We start from the raw sequence: 22,057 nt of genomic DNA, 5'->3' as shown, positions 1-22,057 counted from the left end.
AGCTTATGATTAAAGAGGCTTAATTGAAATATAAATTGATGCTTAAAGCTAGTACAGAAATGTATTAGCTTTTTTTGTTATTTTTATCTTTCAAAGTTAAATTCTAATGGCAAAAAATATCATAATTATATTGTTCTTTTTACCAATAATGTGTTTTGGTCAACAGGAAAAAGATTTAAAGAAAAAATTTAAGTCACTTTTTAAATTAGAGAAAACAAATGATATTAGATGGATAGCACAAAATAAAGAAGATATGTATTTTGAAAATGATACTTTAGTTTTCTATAGATATAAAACTCCCGAAGATAAAAAAATAGTTATGTGGAGTTTTGCTTCAGCCAGATATTTTTATCAAGGTACGGGAGGTTATAGTAATGGTAGTTTTTTTATGAGTTCTTTTGCACGACCAAAGAATTTAGCATATAAACTAAAAATCATAAATGAAAAAGAAAATATTTATCTTAAAATTTTTTACGATAATAAATTAGAAACAGTTTATAAATTGCAAAATATTGAATTTATTGAACATAAAGATTATAAAGTAACTTTAGTAAGACAAAATTAAGTTATGTAAATCGAATTGTGTCAAAATTTCCACACAAAAACATACCAATTTTTTTATTCTGTCGTTATAAAGTTATATATTCGTTTTCATGTAATTTCACTAAACATGCGCAAACTATACACCTTAGTTTCATTTATAACACTCACAACTGCTACTGCACAAGTAGGCGGCAGAGATGCTTATCAGTTTTTACAAATGCCCACATCCCCCAAACAAGCGGCTTTAGGAGGCAGTAACGTTACCATAACCGGCAATGAAGTAAATCAGGTGCTCTATAATCCGGCATCGTTAAATGCCGAAATGAACAATATGCTGGCTGCTAATTTTGGTAGTTATTATGGTGATATAAGTTTGGGAGCGGCTGCTTATGCACATCAACTTAAAAATGGAAGAAACGTTCATGTTGGGGTCACTTATTTAGGATATGGTTCTATTGATGGATATGATGAAAACGGAGTGAGCACTGGTTCTTTTTCAGGAAGCGACGTGGCAGTTTCCGTGGGATATGCGCATCCTTTCAGCAATACCAATTTTTCGGTAGGTGCCAATTTAAAAGCTATTTCATCCACCTTAGAAAGTTATAACTCTTTTGCTGTGGCTGCTGATATTGGCGGATTGTATAATGATAAAGACAGTGGTTGGACTGTTGGTTTAACCTTTAAAAATTTGGGCGGTCAACTTTCAAGTTACGAAGATACACGCGAATCATTGCCATTTGAAGCAGTTGTTGGTGTAAGTAAATTGTTAGAAAACGTGCCTATTCGTTGGCACTTCACTCTTGAAAATTTGCAGCAATGGGATGTTTCATTTTCTAATCCCAATCGTTCCCAGGTTGATTTAGAAAACAATGTTACCCAAGAAGAAGTAAGTTTTGGAAACAATTTGTTGCGACATGTGGTGTTTGGAGTAGAACTTTTTCCTGAAAAGAATTTTAATGTTCGCTTGGGATACAACTTTAGAAATGGCGAAGAAATGAGGATTTTAGAGCAAAGACACTTCGCCGGATTTACCGCCGGATTTGGCTTACAAGTAAAGCGTTTTCGATTTGAATATGCCTATAACCGATTTACTTTGGCAGGAAACACCAATTTATTTGGCTTGTCGATAAAACTGTAATATTTTTGCAGCAAAAAGAAATTGTTTTGAAAAAAATCACCATAGCCATCGACGGGCATTCATCAACAGGTAAAAGCACCTTGGCAAAACAATTGGCAAAGGAATTGAATTACATTTATGTAGATACCGGAGCCATGTATCGAGCCGTGACTTTGTATGCCATGCAACAAGGTTTTATCTCACATGATTATTTTAATGAAAAAGAACTAGTTGCAAATTTGCAGCATATCTATCTTTCTTTTAAGTTTAATGAGGATTTAGGATTTGCAGAAATGTTTTTGAACGATGAAAACGTGGAAAAAGCCATTCGTTCGATCGAAGTATCTGGTTTTGTGAGTAAAATTGCGGCTGTTTCTGAAGTGCGGTCTAAATTGGTGCAACAGCAAAAAAGATATGGAATAGACAAAGGTGTGGTGATGGACGGACGCGATATAGGAACAGTAGTTTTTCCCGATGCCGAATTAAAAATTTTTATGACCGCTTCTGCTGAAATCCGAGCAAAGCGCAGGTATTTAGAATTGCTTCCATCAAACCCATCTGTATCGTTTGATGAGGTATTGAAAAATGTTACCAACCGCGACGCAGTTGATTCTACCCGTAAAGATTCTCCACTAATTATTGCACCCAATGCAATAGTAATTGATAATTCTAACCTTACAAAAGAAGAACAATTTTCTAAAATTTTAGATTTGGCAAAGCAAGCAATAAATGCCTGATTACCTACTATTTTTTTGGATAAAATTTATATTTTTACACACTTTTTATAAAAAACAGAAAAAATGGGCATAAAATCAAAGTTAATCGCCATGAATTTCATGCAGTTCTTTGTTTGGGGAGCATGGTTAATCACCATTGGAAATTATTGGTTTGGCGATAAAAAATGGGACGGCACACAATTTGGAGCTGTTTTTGGAACTATGGGAATCGCATCGATTTTTGTTCCAACATTAACCGGAATCATTGCCGACCGCTGGATCAATGCAGAACGTTTATACGGATTCTTGCATATACTGTATGGTTTGGTGCTGTTTTATTTACCCGAAGTGAATAATCCTTCAGCTTTTTTCTATGTTATGCTTTTAGCGATGTGTTTTTATATGCCCACCATAGCACTTAACAATTCCATATCATATACCATTTTAAAAAACAAAGGTTTCGATGTAATTAAAGATTTTCCACCCATCAGAGTTTGGGGAACTGTGGGCTTTATAGCAGCAATGTGGCTCACGAATTTAACAGGTAATAAGGCAACTGCCGGACAATTTTTATAGCAGGAGCATCGGCTGTTTTGTTGGGTTTGTATGCATTAACCTTGCCAAAATGTCCGCCATTGCGTTTAATCAATAAAGAAGCGCCACTAAATGAACAGTTGGGTTTAAATGCCTTTAAATTGTTTGGAAACTATAAAATAGCATTGTTTTTTATTTTTTCAATGTTTTTGGGTGGTGCCTTGCAATTAACAAACGCTTATGGAGATGTTTTTTTAACAGAGTTTGAACATTATCCAGCATATTTAGATTCAATAGTTGTAGAGAGATCCACCATAATCATGTCTATTTCTCAAATCTCCGAAACGCTTTTTATTCTAGCAATTCCTTTTTTCTTAAAGCGATATGGTATTAAAAAAGTAATGCTTATTTCAATGCTTGCTTGGGTGTTGCGCTTTGGATTATTTGCCTATGGCGATCCGGCAGGAGGTTTGTGGATGATTATCCTTTCATGTATTGTTTATGGAATGGCGTTTGATTTCTTTAATATATCAGGTTCATTATTTGTAGAAACCAACACAAGTGCCAAAATTCGCTCATCTGCTCAAGGATTGTTTATGATGATGACTAACGGTTTCGGGGCGGTAATTGGTAGCAACGTGGCAGGTTGGGCAATTGATAAATTTTTTACGCATTCATTTGCTACAGCAGATTTATTAGCACAAGAATTAAACACCACAGCCAATAATCCTAAATTTATTTCTATTTTGAAAGATTCTTTCGGTGTAACCTTTTCAGAAAACGGTTTGCTAAGCAGCGAAGTATTGCTTAAAGATTGGAGCAACATTTGGCTTAGTTTTGCTATTTATTCATTAATTATTGCTGTTCTGTTTGCAATTTTCTTTAAACATAAGCACAACCCTAATGAATTAGATCAGATAAATCATTAAAAAAACAGAGGTGAAAGCCTCTGTTTTTTTATAGAAATAAATGCGTCAAAGTGTAAATAAGCAACCCAACAAGTCCACCAACCAATGTGCCGTTTATGCGAATGTATTGTAAATCTTTACCTACTTCTAGTTCCAATTTTTCGCTTAATTCATTGCCGTCCCATTTTTCAACAGTTTGCGTAATGATTTTGCCTACTTCGTTACTGTTTTTCAAAACCACTTTATATACATATTGTTTGGCATATTTATCAATATTTTCCTGCAAATCTATATCTTCATTAAAAGTAGTAATCATTTGCTGTATGTTTTGTTTTATATAGTGATTAATTGTTGCTTCGGGATTGTTTAGCTTAGAAAGTACTTCTTTTTTTAAGCGAATCCAAATATCTTGAGTGTATTCTAAAAGTTTTTGCTTGGTAATGAATTCCTCTTTGATTTGATCAAATTTTTCGTGCCAATCATCTTTTTCATTCAAATCTTCCACCACCTGATGCAGTTTTGTTGTCACCGCCAATCGAATATCATGCTGCGGATTGTTTTCAATTTCTTGCAAAAACGTTGTGATGCCTGAAATTAATTGATTAGTAACCGATTTTCCACCGATTAATCCCAATATAGGTTGCTTTTCCACCACTTTTTTATAGATTAATTCCCGGTTTTTTTCCACATATTCTTGCGCTTGTGGCAAGATAATATCCAATAATCGGTCGTGTTCTTGGTGCTCTAAAAGATAGAGTAGGGAAGTGGCGGCTAATTTTTCTAATATAATTTCTTTAGTAAGCTCAAAACCTTTATTTGCAAGCATTTCAGCAATCGTTTCATCGTTTAAATTAATCACAATACGCTGAATAAGTTTGTTGCATTCAGTATGTAAAATACGTTGATTTTTCTCTTTAGAAAGCCAGTCTTTTAAATAATCGCTCACTGATAACTGATCAATATACGGACGAATATTGGCTGCGGTTAAAAAATTAGAACTAACAAAAGTTCCTAAATTGGTACCCAAAGCATTTTTATTATTGGTGATTAAATTAGTATGTGGAATTTTTAACCCCAAAGGATATTTAAACAGCGCAGTAACAGCAAACCAATCTGCCAAAGCTCCAACCATTCCCGCTTCTGAAAACGCACGAACATATTCCATCCAATTTTGGGGATTGTGCTCTAAAAGGTACATCATACTCACATAAACTATTGCCATTAAAACAAACAGCCCAGTTGCCAATAATTTATGTTTTTTTAATTGTTTTTTTTTAAAATCTTCTTTCATTTGTTGCCTCTTTTTATGTAAGGTACGATTTTTTGTATAAATTATTATAAAGCTATATCTAGAAATTTAAAGCAAAGTTGTTGGATAATAATAATTTTGAATAAATATCTTTTTCAATTGTTTTTTTTAAAATGAATTGTATGTAAATTACTTGATTAATTTTTTTGTTTAATTAATAGTGTTTAAGTATTTGATTAAAAGTGTTTTAAACACTAATTATAGTTTTTGTCTATGTGTTAATTTTTGATAAGCTTTTAGTATTAGATTGATAAAAAGTTTCCAAAAATTAGCAGCAATAAAAAAGCGTAATGTTGTTAAAAAACATTACGCTTGTACTTAAATCTATTCTATTATTTTAAATACTTGGAACTTGAACCATTTCATTTGTTTCGGCTTCGTAATCTATAGCATCAAAATTAAATCCAAACAAATTAAAAAAGTCATCTCTGTATCCTTGAATATCCGAAATTTGTTCTAAATTTTCAGTAGTAGCTTGGCTCCATAATTTAGCAACTTCTTCCTGAACATCTGCTCGCATTTCCCAGTCATCTACTCTAATTCTTCCTTCATTGTCTAAAGGTATTGCGCCATCTGTGGTATATAGTCGGTCATTAAATAAACGATACATTTGCTCAATAGTTCCTTCGTGAATTCCTTTTTCTTTCATAACCTTATACAAAAGCGAAATATACAATGGTACAACCGGAATTGCAGAACTAGATTGAGTAACCAAAGCTTTGTTTACAGAAACATATGCTTCGCCGTTCACATCTTTTAAAATATTGTTTATCGTAGTTGTTGTAGCTTCTAAATCATTTTTTGCCTGACCAATAGTACCATTTCTGTAAATTGGAAAAGTAAGTTCAGGACCAATGTATGAATAAGCAACCGTTTTCACTCCGTTTGCTAGAACCCCAGCGTTGTGCAAATCTTCCATCCAAAATTTCCAATCTTCACCACCCATTACAGCAATGGTATTGTCAATATCTTCCTGACTTTCAATAGGATTTATAGTGATATCCGAAACAACGCCTGTGTGAAAATCAACTGTTTTGTTAGAAAATGTTTGTCCGATTGGTTTTAAAACGGATGCATATGCCACACCTGTTTTGGGATGTGTTCTGCGAGGTGATGCCAAGCTATATACTACTAAATCGATTGTTCCTAAATCTTTTTTAATTAAATCGATTGTTTGCTGTTTAACTTCATCAGAAAAAGCATCGCCATTGATAGATTTTGCATACAAACCTGCCTGATGAGCTTCTTTTTCAAATGCGGCTGAATTGTACCATCCGGCAGTCCCAGGCTTACCTTCAGCGGCTGGTTTTTCGAAAAACACCCCAATAGTTGCCGCTCCCGAACCAAATGCAGCTGCAATACGCGAAGAAATACCAAATCCGGTAGATGCACCAATTACCAAAACTTTCTTAGGTCCGTTTTCAATAGTGCCTTTAGATTGCACATAGTCAATCTGGTTTTTAATGTTTAAAGCAGTTCCATCAGGATGCGATGTTAAACAAATAAAACCTCTTGTTCTTGGTTTTATAATCATTTTAAATCTATTTTATTATTTAGTGTTGTTTAAATTTAATGAACCAAATTTAGCTATTTATATCCTATTTTAAAAACAATATTTCTCTAACATAAAAAACGGTTTGTTATCATTGTTCCATCTAAAAATAGCTGTTTATAATTTATTTGATTACTGGTTCAAAAAATAATTCCTATCTTTAAAGATACTAAATATTAATTTTTTAAGCTATGAGAAAGAATTTTAGTTTTATACCTGTTTTCATATTGTTAGGCATTTTTTCTTGCAATGATGATAATGCTAATCCACCAACCGATGAAACTGTTCAATTGGGTGATCCTGTGGAAACACAACCACCACACACAACTTATAAACCAGCTTTTGAAGGGCAAACGCGCATTGGTAGTGTTAAAACCCAAACAAAGTTGTCTGTAGAAGTAATTGCAGAAAATATTGGCAGACCTTGGGCAATTGTGGATATGCCCAATGGAAATTTATTGGTGACAGATAAAAACGGGCACATGAAAATTTTCACAGAAAATGGAATTTTACAATCACAAGTGAATGGCTTTCCAAATGTGGACAACAGCGGTCAGGGTGGAATGCTAGATGTTGCTCTAGATCCTGAATTCTCATCAAACCGAATGATTTATTGGTCATTTTCTGAAGCTTATGGAAATGGTAATTTAACTTCAGTTGCAAAAGGAAAATTGAGTGCTGATGAAAAAGCTATTGAAAACCCTACGGTGATTTATAGAGCAGAACCTTCCTATAATGGCAGTTTGCATTATGGAAGTCGATTAGCTTTTGATGACGCAGGCAATTTATATGTTAGCACGGGTGAACGATCAGATTTAGCAACGCGTCCGCAAGCACAAGCACTTAATTCAGCATTGGGAAAAATTGTTCGAATTTCTAAAAGCGGACAGCCTGTTTCGAGTAATCCTTTTGTTTCTGATGCCAATGCAAAATCCGAAATTTATTCGTATGGTCATAGAAATCCTCAAGGTATGGCTTTTCACCCCGTTACCAAGCAGTTGTGGGAAGCAGAGTTTGGTGCAATGGGTGGCGATGAAATTAACTTTATCGAAGCAGGTAAAAATTACGGTTGGCCAATAATTTCGTATGGTTTAGAATACAATGGCAACAAAATTGGTGAGGGCATTACTCAAAAAGAAGGTATGGAACAACCGGTATATTATTGGGATCCATCTATTTCGCCCAGTGGTATCGATTTTTATACAGGAAATGCGGTTCCCGAATGGCAAAATAATTTATTTCTTGGCGCATTAAGTGGTCAACACATTATTCGATTGGTTATTACAAATAATAAAGTAGCGGGCGAAGAACGTTTGTTAGCTGATAAGAACGAGCGTTTTAGAGATGTATTAGGACGACATCAAAATCAATCTTTATACGCCATCACCGATAGTGGTAAAATTTACAAAATATCTAAAGCAAAATAGCCCTAAAAAAGTACAGCCAGTTTTATTAACTGGCTGCATTTCTAACTTATTAATTGATGATTTATAACTGATTTTCCTCGCACCATTTGCGTGCATTCACAAAAGCTTCTACCCATGGCGAAACTTCGTCTTTTCTGCCTGCGGGATAGTTTGCCCAATTCCATGGAAAAACAGAACGCTCTATATGAGGCATAGTCACTAAATGGCGTCCGGTTTTATCACACATCATTGCGGTGTTGTAATCAGATCCATTTGGGTTGGCAGGATATTTATCATACGCATATTTTGCCACAATGTGATAGTCGCTTTCGCTATTTGGTAAATTAAATTTCCCTTCACCATGCGAAATCCAAACCCCTAAAGTTGTTCCGGCTAAGGTAGAAAGCATTACCGATTTGTTTGGTTGTACTTTTACAGAAACAAAGTTTGACTCGTGTTTTTGGGATGTGTTGTGATGCATTTTTCCGTGTACTTCATGCTCTGGATTGATCAATTCTAATTCCATAAACAATTGGCATCCGTTGCAAATTCCTACTGAAAGAGTATCCGGACGTGCAAAGAAATTTTTCAATGCAGTGTTTGCTTTTTCGTTGTACATAAATGCACCAGCCCAACCTTTTGCAGAGCCTAAAACATCTGAATTTGAAAAGCCACCAACAGCACCAATAAACTGAATATCTTCTAATGTTTCACGACCAGTGATTAAATCGGTCATGTGTACATCTTTAACGTCAAATCCGGCTAAGAACATAGCATTTGCCATTTCGCGTTCAGAATTTGATCCTTTCTCACGAATGATTGCTGCTTTTGGTCGTGGTTTTGTATTCTCAATTACAGGTTTTTGTCCGTTGAAATGAAACGGAAAATTAAACTGTAACGGTTGGTTTTTATAATTCATTAAGCGTTCGCGTGCCATTCCGTTTTTAGATTGTCTTTTATCTAAATAATACGAAGTAATGAACCAAGTGTCGCGTAATTCATTGATATTAAAGTTGTAAAACTCTTTTCCGAAGATTACTTTTAAATCGTGACCTTCTGAAGGAACACCAATTTTTACAAACTCGATACCGTTTGCATCCATTTTGCTTTCAAAAATACGGTCGTTTTGAGCTTGTAACACTACGGCGATGTTTTCATTGAAAAGCGCTTTAATGATATCAGATTCGTTTAAGCCTGTTAAATCAATATCGGCATCTAAATTATATCCGGCAAAACACATTTCTAGCAAAGTGGTGATTAAACCACCAGAACCCACATCGTGCCCTGCTGCAATTTGATTGTCATTGATTAATTCTTGAATGGTATTGAATGCTTTTTTAAAGTAAGCAGCATCTGTAATTGTTGGAACATCGTTGCCCACCTTGTTTAAAATTTGTGCAAAAGATGATCCTCCTAATTTGAATTGATCTTTGGATAGATTGATATAATAAATAGAATCGGCACTTTTTGATAAAACAGGTTCTACCACTTTTTTAATGTCTGTACAGTTTCCTGCAGCCGAAATAATCACCGTTCCTGGAGCAATAACATCTCCGTCAGGGTATTTTTGCTTCATTGAAAGCGAATCTTTCCCTGTTGGAATGTTAATTCCTAATTCAATTGCAAAATCGGCACAGCCTTTTACTGCTTCGTATAAACGGGCATCTTCGCCTTTGTTGTTACACGCCCACATCCAGTTGGCTGATAGGGAGATACCACTTAATCCATTTTTTATAGGAGCAAATAGAATGTTCGACAACGCTTCGCCAATGGCATTTCTACTACCTGCAACAGGATCTACCAATGCGGTGATAGGTGAGTGGCCCACTGAGGTTGCAATACCTTCTTTCCCTTTAAAATCAAGCGCCATCACACCTACATTGTTTAGCGGCAATTGCAAAGGTCCCACACATTGCTGTTTGGCTACACGACCGCCCACGCAACGATCTACTTTATTGGTTAACCAATCTTTACAAGCAACAGCTTCTAATTGCAAAACTTGGTTTAAATAGTTGTAAACTTCTTCTTTTTCATATACTATATCGGCATAATTATAAACAACAGTTTCATCGTTCATAATGGTTTTTGGGGAAGAACCAAACATGTCTGCCAAAGCTAAATCCATTGGTTTTTCGCCACTTGTAGCCGATTGAAAAGTAAATCTTTGGTTGTTGGTAACCTCGCCCACGGTATATATCGGAGAACGCTCACGTTCAGCAACGCGTTTTAAGGTATCCATATCATTTTTACCAATAACCAATCCCATACGCTCTTGCGATTCGTTACCAATAATTTCTTTTGCTGATAAGGTTGGATCTCCAACTGGCAATTTATCTAAATCGATCAATCCGCCAGTGTTTTCAACCAATTCCGACAAGCAGTTTAAGTGTCCGCCTGCACCGTGATCGTGAATAGAAACAATAGGGTTTACATCTGATTCCACCATGCCGCGCACTGCATTGGCTGCACGTTTTTGCATTTCGGGGTTGGAGCGTTGAATGGCATTTAATTCGATACCCGAACCAAAAGCACCCGTGTCTGCAGACGAAACTGCAGCACCGCCCATACCAATTCGGTAGTTTTCACCTCCTAAAATTACAATTTGGTCGCCAGATTGTGGTTCGTGTTTTTTTGCTTGATCGGCTTTTCCGTAGCCAATACCACCGGCTTGCATGATTACTTTATCGTAACCTAATTTTCTTGCCTGTGCTGAGCCTGTCGAAGCATTTTCTTCATGTTCAAAGGTTAAAACCGAACCTGTAATGAGTGGTTGTCCAAATTTGTTTCCAAAATCGGAAGCACCGTTTGATGCTTTTATTAAAATATCCATTGGTGTTTGGTACAACCAATTTCTTTCATTCATTGCTTTTTCCCAATTTCGATCGTCTTCTAAGCGCGAATACGAAGTCATATAAATTGCTGTTCCTGCTAAAGGCAACGAGCCTTGACCACCTGCTAAGCGATCGCGAATTTCACCGCCCGAACCCGTTGCAGCACCGTTAAAAGGTTCTACTGTGGTAGGGAAATTATGTGTTTCGGCTTTTAAGGAAATTACCGAATCAAATTCTTTTTCTGTGTAAAAATCGGGTTTGTCTGCGGTATTTGGGGCAAACTGCGTTACACGTGGTCCTTTTACAAAAGCCACATTGTCTTTATAAGCCGAAACAATATCGTTTGGATTGGTTTCCGACGTGCTCTTTATCAATTTGAATAAGGAAGTTGGTTGTTCCATTCCATCAATTACAAAAGTGCCGTTGAAAATTTTATGACGACAGTGTTCTGAATTTACTTGCGAAAATCCAAAAACCTCAGAGTCGGTCAATTTTCTACCTATTTTAGTTGCAACATTGTTTAGATAAGTCACCTCTTCATCGCTTAAAGCCAAACCTTCTTGTTTGTTGTAAGCTGCAATATCATCAATTTCTTGAATGGGTTGCGGTTGTATATCAATAGTAAACATATCCTGCGTAAGCGACGGATATTTTTGAGAAATCATTGGGTCGAAGTCGTTAAAATCTTCTTCTGTTTTTTGGAATTCTTCTATACGAATGATTCCGTTTACACCCATATTTTGTGTAATTTCTACTGCATTAGTACTCCAAGGTGTAATCATGGCAGCACGCGGCCCCACAAAAGTTTGGTTTACAGCGGGTGTTTCGATTGGTGCAGCATCGCCAAATAACCAATTTAGTTTTGCTACATCGTCCATGTTTAATGGAATTGAGGTTTGCACAGCATAAACTGTACCAGACGCATTTTCAAAAAATTGAATCATCGTTTTAAGGTTTGTTGTATTGTTATTGATAACTAAAAAACAAAATTACTACTAAAAAATAATATTAGCAATTTAATCTACCGAAGAAGTTACGTGTTGATAAGCACCTAAATCGGGTGTAGTTAGTCTGCTGTTTCCCAACAAATCGTTCGGAACTTGTTGCGCAAAAAGCGGATTTCCGTAATTAATTAACGACGTTGCTTTATCGGTAATCATCATTTTATTTTTCTGTGTGTTTGAAAAATAGGGTTGATGTTCGTTGAAATTTTTAGCGATTAAATTATTGTTGTAATTTGTTGGATTATTGAAATTATAAGGAAAAACTTCGGTATTGTATCGGTTTCCTGTATTTTGAAATTTAATCAGGCAATAATTGAATGAAAAGTTGAAATTTGATTGATTATTTGCCGGAATTAATACAATTGATTCGCTGGCATTTCCATAAATAATACTGTTTTTAAATTGTGCCTGCAAAGCAAACGGAAGGGTTCCATCGCCATTATCTATTATTGCAGCGGTTTGGTTTTGTCGGCTCCAATAATTTGCAAACGTACAATGTGTAAAATCATACACGCCGCCGTTGGTAATTGCCAATGCAGCCCTACCACAATTGTTGGTAACAACATTTTTGCCCATAACATTTGCAGTTGCCAATAACAAACCAAATTGTTCGCAATTGTAAATCTGTACATTTTCTAACGAAGCTGTGCCGTTATTCGCGTTGATTAATAAGCCGTTAACTGCATTTTTGATAACGGTGTTTGCAATAGAAATGTTGCTGTTTTGCCCAATCCAAACCCCTGTCCATTGTCCGGGAGTGACTTCAAAATTGGGTTCTAAACGGTCGCCTTGCATTAAAATAGGATTTTCAATACTTCCTTGTGCATTGATTGTTGATGTAGGGAAAGCGATTAAAGCAGAATTGCGGTGAAAATGTACTTCTGTGCCAGCAGAAACGTTTAAAGTTTTACCAGGCGGAACAGCTGCTGCGCCATATATCACATACGGTTTGGTGTTGTTCCATTCTAATTCGTTGCCGTTTGTAGCATCGTTTTCATCTAAAAAGAAACCATATACTTGTTCGTCGTTTATGGTGATGCTTTCGTAAGAACCGTTTTGAAATTTCTGCGGATACAAAAAAACAGCATCTTTAACCAAAGTAACCAAATTCACTTTTTGCAGATTGCTGCCTGCCTGAAAAAGAATTTCATCGGTGTATAAAAATTCGGCTCCATTGGTTTGCTGTTTAATGTCAACCGTGGTTTCAACGAAGATAAACATACTGTCTTTTGCTAAAAGTTCTACATTTTCAAAGCTTTTTCCGGGCATTCCATCAACCATTAATCGAAAATTAGAATTATCGCCTTTACCCAATCGAATCGATGGTATTTTAATGTCTTTATTGCTGTTGTTGTAAACTCTTAAATTGTACGTACTTGAACCGATATTTGAAAAAATAGTGTCTAAATAAACAGTATCTTTAGAAAAAGTGAGTTCGGAACCTGTTGCGGGCTCAAAATTAAAATCATCGCGGCACGAAGCAAAGCTAATGATTGTTATTAAAAACAAAATGTTATAGAGGGTTTTCATTTTATTAATTTTAATAAATATAACGAAATTTGTGAATATATAATGTGTAAAAATTAATTATTTAATATACTTTTTAGTGTTTGGTAATGCAATTGATTACTTTTTGAAGCTTTTAAATTTTCATTGTAAGCTTCTAAAGCGTTGCGTGTTTTTTGTTTAACGAACGTTGGGTCATTAATTATTGATTCTATTTGTGTTACAAAATCATTAATATCTAAATAATTGGCATAAAAAACACAGTCTTCATTTAGAACATCTGATACACCAACAGCATTTTTAAACATTATTATTGGTTTTTCAAATTTTGCAGCATGCATTGCCATTAAAGAAAAGGAATCTTCTCTTGAAGGTATCAAGTAAATATGAGCAATATCTAAATAATTTAAAGGTTTGGGTGTGTGTGGAACTAATTCGATAAAATTTGTCAATTGAAGTTTATCAATATCTAACTGAATTGCTTTTAAATACTCATTGTTATTAAGAATACCTACAATATAAATTTTAAATTGTAATGAAGGATTTTTCTCTCTTAAACGGTGTGCAATTTGCGGAATTAAATCGGTTCCCTTTGTAAGGTTTGGATGACCAATTGTTACAAGAGTTAATTCAGTAGAATTAATTTTTTTTTCAAAATTAAAATCTTTGATGAACGATTCTTCTGGAATTGTAGGATAAATAATTGAGCATATTTCTGGCGGAACATTATAATTTTCAACCAAATTAGTGAGAGCAGCTTTGGAAACTGCAAAAACATAATTTATATTTTTAAACTGATTGGCAGCTTTTTGTTTCTCTAAATATATATTGGTTAAAAACGTACTTTCATGTACGTATAATAACGTTTTAATGTTGGGGTGATGTTGTTTTAAACCGCTTAATAAATTTAAAGTAACAATGGTATTCCCGTAAACTAAATCGTATTTGTTTTTTTTTAAAATGCTATGAATAGAACTGCCGAATATTTTAGCTATTTTGCCAAAAAAGGTCTTTTTTTTCTTGTGAATGTAAAAATTACGGCTAATTTCTCTTAACTCTTTTTCGATTCCGCCAAAATAACTTAAAACATAAAGATCTATTACAAATTCACCTTTGTGCTGCGTATGCAGGTATTTTAAAAAAGATAATAAAGCGTTTGGAGCTCCGGTTTGTGAATCTTCGTGTAAAACAAATAATATTTTTTTCGGCATTTTGATAATTATTTTAAAATAAAATTTAACCAGCTGCTTATATGGTATTTATTGTAAATATCTTCAGAAATCTTTTCGTAAGGTTGTTCTAAAAAGGAATTAGGAATATCTAAATTATCAAAATCCTCAATGATATAGATATTATTAGGATTATAGAAATCATATTTTTTAATTTCGCTATTGTTTGTGATCAGTTTTCGTTCTAAACCTAATGCTTCGTAAGGACGCATCGAAAGCCCTTTTTGGTTTGGGTGCGAAATATCAATAACAATTTGGGTGTTTTCAGCAAATTTATAAATTTCAGCAAATGGAATTCCATTTTTTATTATTTCAACACCATCGGTTTTATCGTTTGTAGTTTTTTTACCAACCAGTAATGCTTTGGCATTCCAATTTTTGTTTTTTAGATAAGCTATTAATTTTGATATATTATGTAATCTAGAATCTTTAGAACCAAAGAAAAAGGCATCATAATGAACTTTCTTATCAGAAAATCTATGGATATAAAAATTTGAAATTTTTTTTAAATTATATTTTAGGGCATCTTCTTCTTCAAAAGTGAAATATTGGTTAAAATAAGGTAGGGTTTCTTTAAAAGCAGGTATTTTATTAAAACTATCCCAATAAAAAACTTTTCGGATAGGAATTGTATTTTTAATTTTTTCTAGCACATTTTTTTCTAATAAATCCGGACGCATCATTAAACATAAATCGAACGGTTGATTTGTAAGTATTTCTTCCATTTGTATTTTTGCCATCCATTGCTTTTTTAAGGTTTTTTTTAAGAATATTTTTCCTAAAAAATTATATAACCTTTCCAAATTATTTTTGTAACGGTATTTATTACTAGATAATTTAGTTACCTGATATTGCTTTAGCTTTTCTAATTCTGTTAGAATAGCTTTATCAATATCAAAATGATACGGAGCATAAAATAATATTTTCTTTTTCATGGATTAATTATAAACTAGATACCAAAAACATTTTTAACCCAGGTATTTAAAGTGTATTTTTCATAAATATTTTCTGGAAGCTTTGTATAGCTACTTGAAAGAAATGAACTAGGAATTTTCGAAAAATTATCATCAATTAATAATATGTTATTTTCATTATAAAAATCATATTCAAGTATTGCTTGATTGTTGGTAATGATTTTTTTATGTAAAGCCATTGCTTCAAAAAAACGAAAACTTAAACCACTTTGATTTTCGCGTACTAGATCAATAAGAATTTCTGAATTATCCATCTTGTCATAAATAATATCCAATGAGAGCGGATTTTCTAACTGGATAATATTTTTATTTGTGTTTTTTAGGGCAGGATCAACAACAATAAATTCATAATTTGTGATGTTTTGTTCATCCAAATTATCTGCAATTCTTTTCAATATAACTTCTCGTTCTAATGAATGTAATAGAATTATAAATGCCTTCGTTTGTGGTTTATCATTAATCTTTTTATCAAGATAATTAAAATTTGTAAGTGGTTTTAAACGAGGGTTTTTCTTAAGATCATTAATGTCAAATGAAAAAACAGTATCAAATAGCTCTAAATAATTTTCTGGCAACGGATTTCGAGCTAGTGAATCATAATTATATGCAATGTATTTTCTTGTTTTTAACTTAAGATTGTTTACAATTTCAGGTCTAAAATGATCAGGATTAACAATGAGTATAACGTCTTGCATCTCTAACCTTTCAATAAGTGATAAAACAGTATTATGACGATAGTTTTTCTTAATATTTTTATTTAAAAATGTTTTGCTAAAAAAATTTTTTATTCTTTGCGATTTACTTTTGTAGGTAAAATGAATTTTGCTACTGTCAATAAAATTTACTTCAGCACCTTTGTTTTTAAGATGCTCTACGATTTTTTTATTAAACCCCCAAAGGTCAAAAGCTACAATTGTTATTTTCATAAATTGTAATTATAAATTAGTGTAAAAATTATAATAATTTTCTTCTAAGTTTTTTAAATCGAAATTATTTTTTACCAAAGTAAACGATTTTTCTTTAAAATTATTGGCTAAATTGTTGTTGTTAAGTAGCATTAAGCACTTTTCTGCAAGCGTTTTGTCGTCGCCAATTTCTGTTAAAAAACCATTTTCTCCATCTATAATTACTTCAGGAATTCCTCCGGCTTTTGTGGAAACTATTGGTATTTGCGAGGCAAAAGCTTCGTAAATTGTTAAAGGCAAACCTTCGGTAACCGAAGTCATTAATAAAATATCAAATTCGTTTAAATAATCTGCAACATTTGGCTTAAAACCTAAGAAAAACACATAGTTTTCTATTTTTTTTGTATGCACCAATTCTTTCAAGAGTTGTTCTTCTGAACCGCTTCCAAGAATAACAAATCGCACATTTTGATTTTTCTTAATTACTCTTTCAGCAGTATTTATAAAAGTAACCAAATCTTTTTGTTTAGATAATGAAGAAATGTTTCCAATGATTTGTATGTCTTGCGAAAGATTTAATTCTTTGTGAATTAACCCAACTTTATTTTTATTGCTAAATGCAGCCACATTAATTGCGTCGTAAATTGTGAGCAGTTTCTCGGGAGAAATATGGATGTCATGAAATATTTGCTCTACAGCTTTCGAAACGGATACAATTTTATGAATGTATTTATTATCGTATTTCAATTTTTTGAAAAAATTCTTTTTTATTCGATTGTTTCTTTTGCGACTATAGATGAGTTTCAACTCTTTTTTTAAACATATTTTCGCAATAATTGCTGCCGATAAAGCACTAGAATCATGAATGTGCAATACATCGATATCATGTTTTTTAACCGCATCAATTATAGGGTTTATAAGCGAAAAAACTTTATTTTTTTTGATATACGATAACACTTGAGCATCGTCTTGAACGGCTTTTTCATACAAAACGGAATTTATTGGGCACAAGATATATTGGTTAAGTGCTTTGTGCTTTTTTAACAAATTATATATCGTGTACATTTGCGCATCACCACCACGCCATTCTACAATTGAAGTTACATTTAAAATATTCATGATATGTATTTAGACCAAAATTTCACAACACCTTTTTTGTTAAATCCATGACAAGCAAAAGGTAATTTGCCATTTAAATAGGTAAACGCAACTTCAGGTTTTCTATCTACACAAAAGCGCATAGCAGTTTGATAATCGGGTTTTAAAAAAGGATATTTTTGAGGAACATATAACGACCAAAAAACATCTTCTATATGATAGTTTTCTTTTTGTTTGTTTTTTAAAAAATTGTTGATAGCAACCTCTTCTTTGGTTGAAATTTCATGAAATTTTGCAGTTTTTCTCAGAGAAAATCCACCATTTCCTACTTGGTTTATATGGTTGTATAACCTTTCTTTTAAACCGATTTTTTTCTTTATTTTATTAAAAATAGATCTTGATGTGTGATTAAACAACACTTTTTTACTGTCAAGCCATGGAGCACCAATGTAGTCAAAACCTTTTGAAACCCATGAAGATAATTCGTTTTTAAAAACATAAGCATCAGTTTGGCAAATCAGCAGGTATTCATAATTTAGAAAAGCTTTATAAAAATGCGATGAAAGTAATAATTGGTTGTATCCTTCTATTGACCGAAAATAATCATCTTCGAATCTATAAATTTCAAAATTAAAAGTAATTTCATAACGATTCAGAAAATCGGTATTTAACGATTCCGGTGCAATAAAGATGATAGGAAAATTACTAAGTTCGTTATGAACACTTTTTAGCGATTTTATTTCAAAATCATCAAAAAAATCTCTGTATATAGGAATTAAAACAACTACTTTCTGGGTGTCATTTTTCATTAAGCATCAACATTTTCCTACAAATATATGTATATTTATTATAATTGAAAGTTTATCATCTATGGCTTTGTGCGTATTGATTAAATAATAAATGAAAAGAGACAACTATTATCGCTATTTTTGTAGCATTAATACTAAAAGTAAAATGAAGTTTACAGTTCATCAAATTTTTAAGCGTTACAAAGCTGAAATAGGAAAAATTATTGAAAATTTTGAAATTACTGGGGATTTGTTTGTGAAAGGCAGCAGAAACACCATTAAAACTTTTCAGTTAAGCGATTTGGTTTTAAACATAAAAGCGTTTAAAAAGCCCAATTTATTGAATGCTTTTGTTTATCGATTTATTCGTGCTTCAAAGGCAAATCGTTCTTATGAATATGCGCTTAAATTACTCGATAAAAATATTGGAACACCGCAACCAATTGCTTTTGCAGAAGAACACCTAGGGTTGGGCTTAGGAAAAAGTTTTTACGTTTGTGAACATATTGTAACGGAATATACGTATAGAGATTTGGTACAAAATCCAAGTTTAGAAAATCACGAAGAAATTTTGCGTGCGTTTACAAGATTTTGCTATCAATTGCACCAAGCAGGAGTAGAGTTTAAAGATCATTCACCCGGAAATACGCTGATAAAAATCAATGACGACCAAACCTATTCTTTTTATTTGGTAGATTTAAACCGTATGCGTTTTCACAGCGAATTGCCTTTTGAGCAACGCATGTACAACCTTCGCCGATTAACACCCAAAATGGATATGATTGCGGTAATGGCAAATGAGTATGCAAAATTATACACGCAAAAGACCGAAACAGAAATTTTTGAGTTGTTGTGGGAATTAACCAGCGGTTTTCAGGAAAAATTTCACAGAAAGCAAAGGCTTAAAAAACGTATTAAATTTTGGAAAAAATAATTTATTTTTTCTGTAAGCGCTTCATTTCTTTGTAGCGTTCTTTAATTCCTGCCGCATATACTTTACAGATTACGAATCCTTTTTTTCCATCAAGAAAGCCCAATCTAAAAAAGTAACGGTTTAAAAAAGTGTATATGGGATGAAAAACAGCTAAAAAAGTGTTGTTTTTTGCGCCCTTTTTAATTTTTTCAATAGCTTTTAATCTGTTGTAGTAAAATACTTTTTCTTTAAAATGTTCATGATGTGCATATGAATAATGAATGAGATGATTTTTTAAAACGCCTACATTTTCATTAAAGTTTAATTTTTCGTGAACAATTCCATGGTATTGAGCGTGTTCTCTTTGAAATAAACGCAAGTTTTTATCAGACTGTAGTCCTGAAAAATGGACAGGTTTATTAAAAAAATAAAATTTTCGTTTTAAATAATAACCGCGTTTGATGTTGCTTAAGCGAAGCGTTTGTTGTATTTCATTTTTTAAATTATCAGAAATTCGTTCATCAGCATCAATAAATAAAACCCAATTTGTAGTTGCGTAACTTAAGGCAATATTTCGTTGCGAAGAAAAGTCTTTAAAAATATGCTGATAAACCTTCACTTCAGGAAAATCTTTAATTATTTCTAATGTTTGATCGGTACTGAATGAATCAACCACAATAATTTCATCTGCAAAATCTAAATTATGCAAAAGATCCCTAATGTTTTTTTCTTCATTAAGCGTAATTATTAGAGCAGTGAGTTTATTATTGTTCATTAATCAAATGTGTATTGATAAAATGGGTCAGCAAATGTCCGAAAAAATCAGGTAAAAATAAATCGTAAAGTTTATTGTTTTCTTTTTTTATTTCTTTTAAACTTTTATTGATAAAAAGGTCGGGTTTATAGTCATTTAAATGTACAGAAATATGATTTTCTTCATCTTCATAGGTATTCCAAGCTTTTTTTTCAATCCAAGGTGAAAATATTATAAAAGTAGGTTTGTTTAATGCTTTTGCCATATTCATTGTGCCTCCATCATTTCCAATCACAAAATTGCATTGATTTAATAATGCAAGTAAACCACGTAAATTTTTCCCTATAATGTTAAAGAATATTTTTTTCTTTGTTTCGGCATTACATAGGCTAAGAATTTTTTTTGCTATTTCAATTTGGTTTGGAATATAATTAAATAAAATTTGAACATCATGTTTGCCAATCAAATCAGCTATTTTAGCCATATAAGCAACAGGATATGTTTTTTCCTGGTTACTGCCTATAATATTAAGCATAACAATTGGTTTGTGCAAATCTACTTTGTTTTCTTTTAACAAATTTCTTGCATTTTGATTTTCAGAGGCAGTTATTGTTATTGCTGGATGTGTTACGTATAATTTTTCGGAAATATTTAGCGGTTCAAGAAGTTTTAAACGGTGTTCTATTACCAAGCCTAAATTGGTTGTGGGCGTTTCATGCCGGTCTATTAAGTGAGTGTATAAAAAATTAGATAACGTTTTTTTAAATGAAATCTTTATTTTTGCATTTGACAATCCAACAATTATCCAACTTTCTAATTTGCTATAAGCGTCTATAACAATATCATAATTTTCCTTTTTTAACGATAATGCAAACTTTATCAAAGCTAACTTACTATTTCGGTATTCATTTTTAAAAAAAAGTATGTTATACTTCTTATCGTTTGCAGAGATTACTGGATAGGTGTTTTCGTAAATTAGGTAATCAACTTGTGCATTTGGATAAGCTTTGCAAAGTGTTTCACACAAAATAGTACTCACCAACACATCGCCAATCATTTTTTGTTGAATTACCAATATTTTTTTCATACTTTCCTAAAAAGTTATTTTTACAAAAATATTAAAATACTCTATATTTGTCTGCATGAAACCAAATATTTCCATAATTATTAGTACATATAATTCACCTGAATGGCTAGAAAAGGTTATTTGGGGATTTTCTGTGCAAACATATAAAGAATTTGAGGTCGTTATTGCCGATGATGGCTCTACAAGTGAAACTTTTCATTTAATAGAGAAACTTCAAGCTCAAGTACCTTTTCCTATGAAACATGTTTGGCATGAGGATAACGGTTTTCAAAAAACAATTATCTTGAATAAAGCACTACTAGAAACTACTACAGATTATATCATTATGACCGATGGCGACTGTATTCCTAGAAAAGATTTTGTTGAAGTACACAAAAGGATGCGCAAACCTAATTTTTTTCTCTCGGGCGGATACCATAAACTGTCAATGGATTTATCAAAATTAATCTCAAAAGAAGATATCATTTCAGGAGATTGCTTTAATGTGAAATGGCTGATGGCTCATGGAATGAAAAAATCATTTAAAAATAATAAATTAAATTCTTTTGGATTTAAAAGTGATTTTTTAAACTTTCTCACCCCTACAACACCCTCTTGGAATGGTCATAATTCATCAGGATGGAAAAAAGATCTCATAGCAGTAAACGGTTTTGATGAGCGAATGGAATATGGTGGTGAAGATCGGGAATTAGGTGAACGATTGGTCAATAAAGGCGTTAAAGGCAAACAAATACGTTACAGCACCACTTGCATACATTTAGATCATGCTCGGGGATACGTTAATGAAAAAGCTTTAGCAATAAATAAAAAAATCAGAGCCCACACGAAAGATTTACGCAGCGTTTGGACAGATTTTGGTATTAAAAAAGGAACTTTTTAAAGT

General features: G+C 32.8%; 17 protein-coding genes and 1 pseudogene. 7 read left to right on the top strand and 11 right to left on the bottom strand.

Annotated features, from left to right (window positions below; genetic code table 11):
- The first annotated feature begins 106 nt into the window (after window positions 1–106).
- From MG290_RS05010 to MG290_RS04995, 4 genes and pseudogenes are all read left to right on the top strand, one after another.
- Window positions 107–565, top strand: coding sequence for a hypothetical protein (locus tag MG290_RS05010; protein ID WP_264562776.1), 459 nt, complete (start codon window positions 107–109; stop codon window positions 563–565).
- Window positions 566–670: 105 nt separating this feature from the next.
- Window positions 671–1,681, top strand: a complete 1,011-nt coding sequence (porQ, locus tag MG290_RS05005) for a type IX secretion system protein PorQ (protein WP_264562775.1) — start codon at window positions 671–673, stop codon at window positions 1,679–1,681.
- A gap of 26 nt (window positions 1,682–1,707) precedes the next feature.
- Window positions 1,708–2,397 (top strand): (d)CMP kinase, encoded by a 690-nt coding sequence (cmk, locus tag MG290_RS05000; RefSeq protein WP_264562774.1) that lies wholly within the window; start codon window positions 1,708–1,710, stop codon window positions 2,395–2,397.
- A gap of 63 nt (window positions 2,398–2,460) precedes the next feature.
- Window positions 2,461–3,839, top strand: a pseudogene (locus MG290_RS04995) (nucleoside permease).
- Window positions 3,840–3,867: 28 nt separating this feature from the next.
- Here the strand turns inward: MG290_RS04995 and MG290_RS04990 are convergent.
- Window positions 3,868–5,109 (bottom strand): DUF445 domain-containing protein, encoded by a 1,242-nt coding sequence (locus tag MG290_RS04990; RefSeq protein ID WP_264562773.1) that lies wholly within the window; start codon window positions 5,107–5,109, stop codon window positions 3,868–3,870.
- 355 nt (window positions 5,110–5,464) lie between these two features.
- On the bottom strand, window positions 5,465–6,661 hold the full coding sequence (gene fabV / locus MG290_RS04985; protein WP_264562772.1) for an enoyl-ACP reductase FabV: 1,197 nt from the start codon (window positions 6,659–6,661) through the stop codon (window positions 5,465–5,467).
- A 209-nt stretch (window positions 6,662–6,870) separates the two neighbouring features.
- Between fabV and MG290_RS04980 the strand changes: the two genes are divergently transcribed.
- Window positions 6,871–8,106: a PQQ-dependent sugar dehydrogenase gene (locus MG290_RS04980; RefSeq protein ID WP_264562771.1), complete on the top strand. Its 1,236-nt coding sequence runs from the start codon at window positions 6,871–6,873 to the stop codon at window positions 8,104–8,106.
- Window positions 8,107–8,167: 61 nt separating this feature from the next.
- On the opposite strand, the gene purL is transcribed toward MG290_RS04980, so the two are convergent.
- The 7 genes from purL to MG290_RS04945 form a co-directional block, all read right to left on the bottom strand.
- A complete protein-coding gene (purL, locus tag MG290_RS04975) occupies window positions 8,168–11,860 on the bottom strand; it encodes a phosphoribosylformylglycinamidine synthase (RefSeq protein WP_264562770.1) in 3,693 nt (1,230 codons plus the stop codon).
- A gap of 72 nt (window positions 11,861–11,932) precedes the next feature.
- Window positions 11,933–13,450, bottom strand: coding sequence for a hypothetical protein (locus tag MG290_RS04970; RefSeq protein WP_264562769.1), 1,518 nt, complete (start codon window positions 13,448–13,450; stop codon window positions 11,933–11,935).
- Between the two features lie 53 nt (window positions 13,451–13,503).
- Window positions 13,504–14,637: a glycosyltransferase family 4 protein gene (locus MG290_RS04965; RefSeq protein ID WP_264562768.1), complete on the bottom strand. Its 1,134-nt coding sequence runs from the start codon at window positions 14,635–14,637 to the stop codon at window positions 13,504–13,506.
- 8 nt (window positions 14,638–14,645) lie between these two features.
- Window positions 14,646–15,590, bottom strand: coding sequence for a hypothetical protein (locus tag MG290_RS04960; protein WP_264562767.1), 945 nt, complete (start codon window positions 15,588–15,590; stop codon window positions 14,646–14,648).
- Window positions 15,591–15,604: 14 nt separating this feature from the next.
- Window positions 15,605–16,555 carry a hypothetical protein gene (locus MG290_RS04955; RefSeq protein WP_264562766.1) on the bottom strand — a complete coding sequence of 317 codons (951 nt, stop codon included), beginning with the start codon at window positions 16,553–16,555 and terminating at the stop codon, window positions 15,605–15,607.
- 9 nt (window positions 16,556–16,564) lie between these two features.
- A complete protein-coding gene (locus MG290_RS04950; RefSeq protein WP_264562765.1) occupies window positions 16,565–17,653 on the bottom strand; it encodes a glycosyltransferase in 1,089 nt (362 codons plus the stop codon).
- Window positions 17,650–18,441, bottom strand: coding sequence for a DUF5672 family protein (locus MG290_RS04945; protein WP_264562764.1), 792 nt, complete (start codon window positions 18,439–18,441; stop codon window positions 17,650–17,652). Before MG290_RS04945 ends, MG290_RS04950 begins: the two co-directional genes overlap by 4 nt.
- Before the next feature lie 145 nt (window positions 18,442–18,586).
- Here MG290_RS04945 and MG290_RS04940 point away from each other — a divergent pair, with 145 nt between their 5' ends.
- Window positions 18,587–19,354 carry a lipopolysaccharide kinase InaA family protein gene (locus tag MG290_RS04940; RefSeq protein WP_264562763.1) on the top strand — a complete coding sequence of 256 codons (768 nt, stop codon included), beginning with the start codon at window positions 18,587–18,589 and terminating at the stop codon, window positions 19,352–19,354.
- Between the two features lies 1 nt (window position 19,355).
- Here MG290_RS04940 and MG290_RS04935 read toward each other — a convergent pair whose 3' ends face one another.
- Both MG290_RS04935 and MG290_RS04930 read right to left on the bottom strand, forming a co-directional pair.
- Complete coding sequence (locus tag MG290_RS04935) at window positions 19,356–20,108, bottom strand: glycosyltransferase family 2 protein (protein WP_264562762.1); 753 nt, start codon at window positions 20,106–20,108, stop codon at window positions 19,356–19,358.
- Window positions 20,098–20,970 carry a glycosyltransferase family 9 protein gene (locus MG290_RS04930; protein ID WP_264562761.1) on the bottom strand — a complete coding sequence of 291 codons (873 nt, stop codon included), beginning with the start codon at window positions 20,968–20,970 and terminating at the stop codon, window positions 20,098–20,100. Before MG290_RS04930 ends, MG290_RS04935 begins: the two co-directional genes overlap by 11 nt.
- Before the next feature lie 259 nt (window positions 20,971–21,229).
- Between MG290_RS04930 and MG290_RS04925 the strand changes: the two genes are divergently transcribed.
- A complete protein-coding gene (locus tag MG290_RS04925; protein WP_264562760.1) occupies window positions 21,230–22,054 on the top strand; it encodes a glycosyltransferase family 2 protein in 825 nt (274 codons plus the stop codon).
- Window positions 22,055–22,057 lie beyond the last annotated feature (3 nt).

This window comes from Flavobacterium sp. CBA20B-1 (assembly GCF_028473145.1).
Lineage (GTDB): Bacteria > Bacteroidota > Bacteroidia > Flavobacteriales > Flavobacteriaceae > Flavobacterium.
Note: the sequence above shows the minus strand (reverse complement) of the source record. Positions and strands in the feature narration are given on the sequence as shown.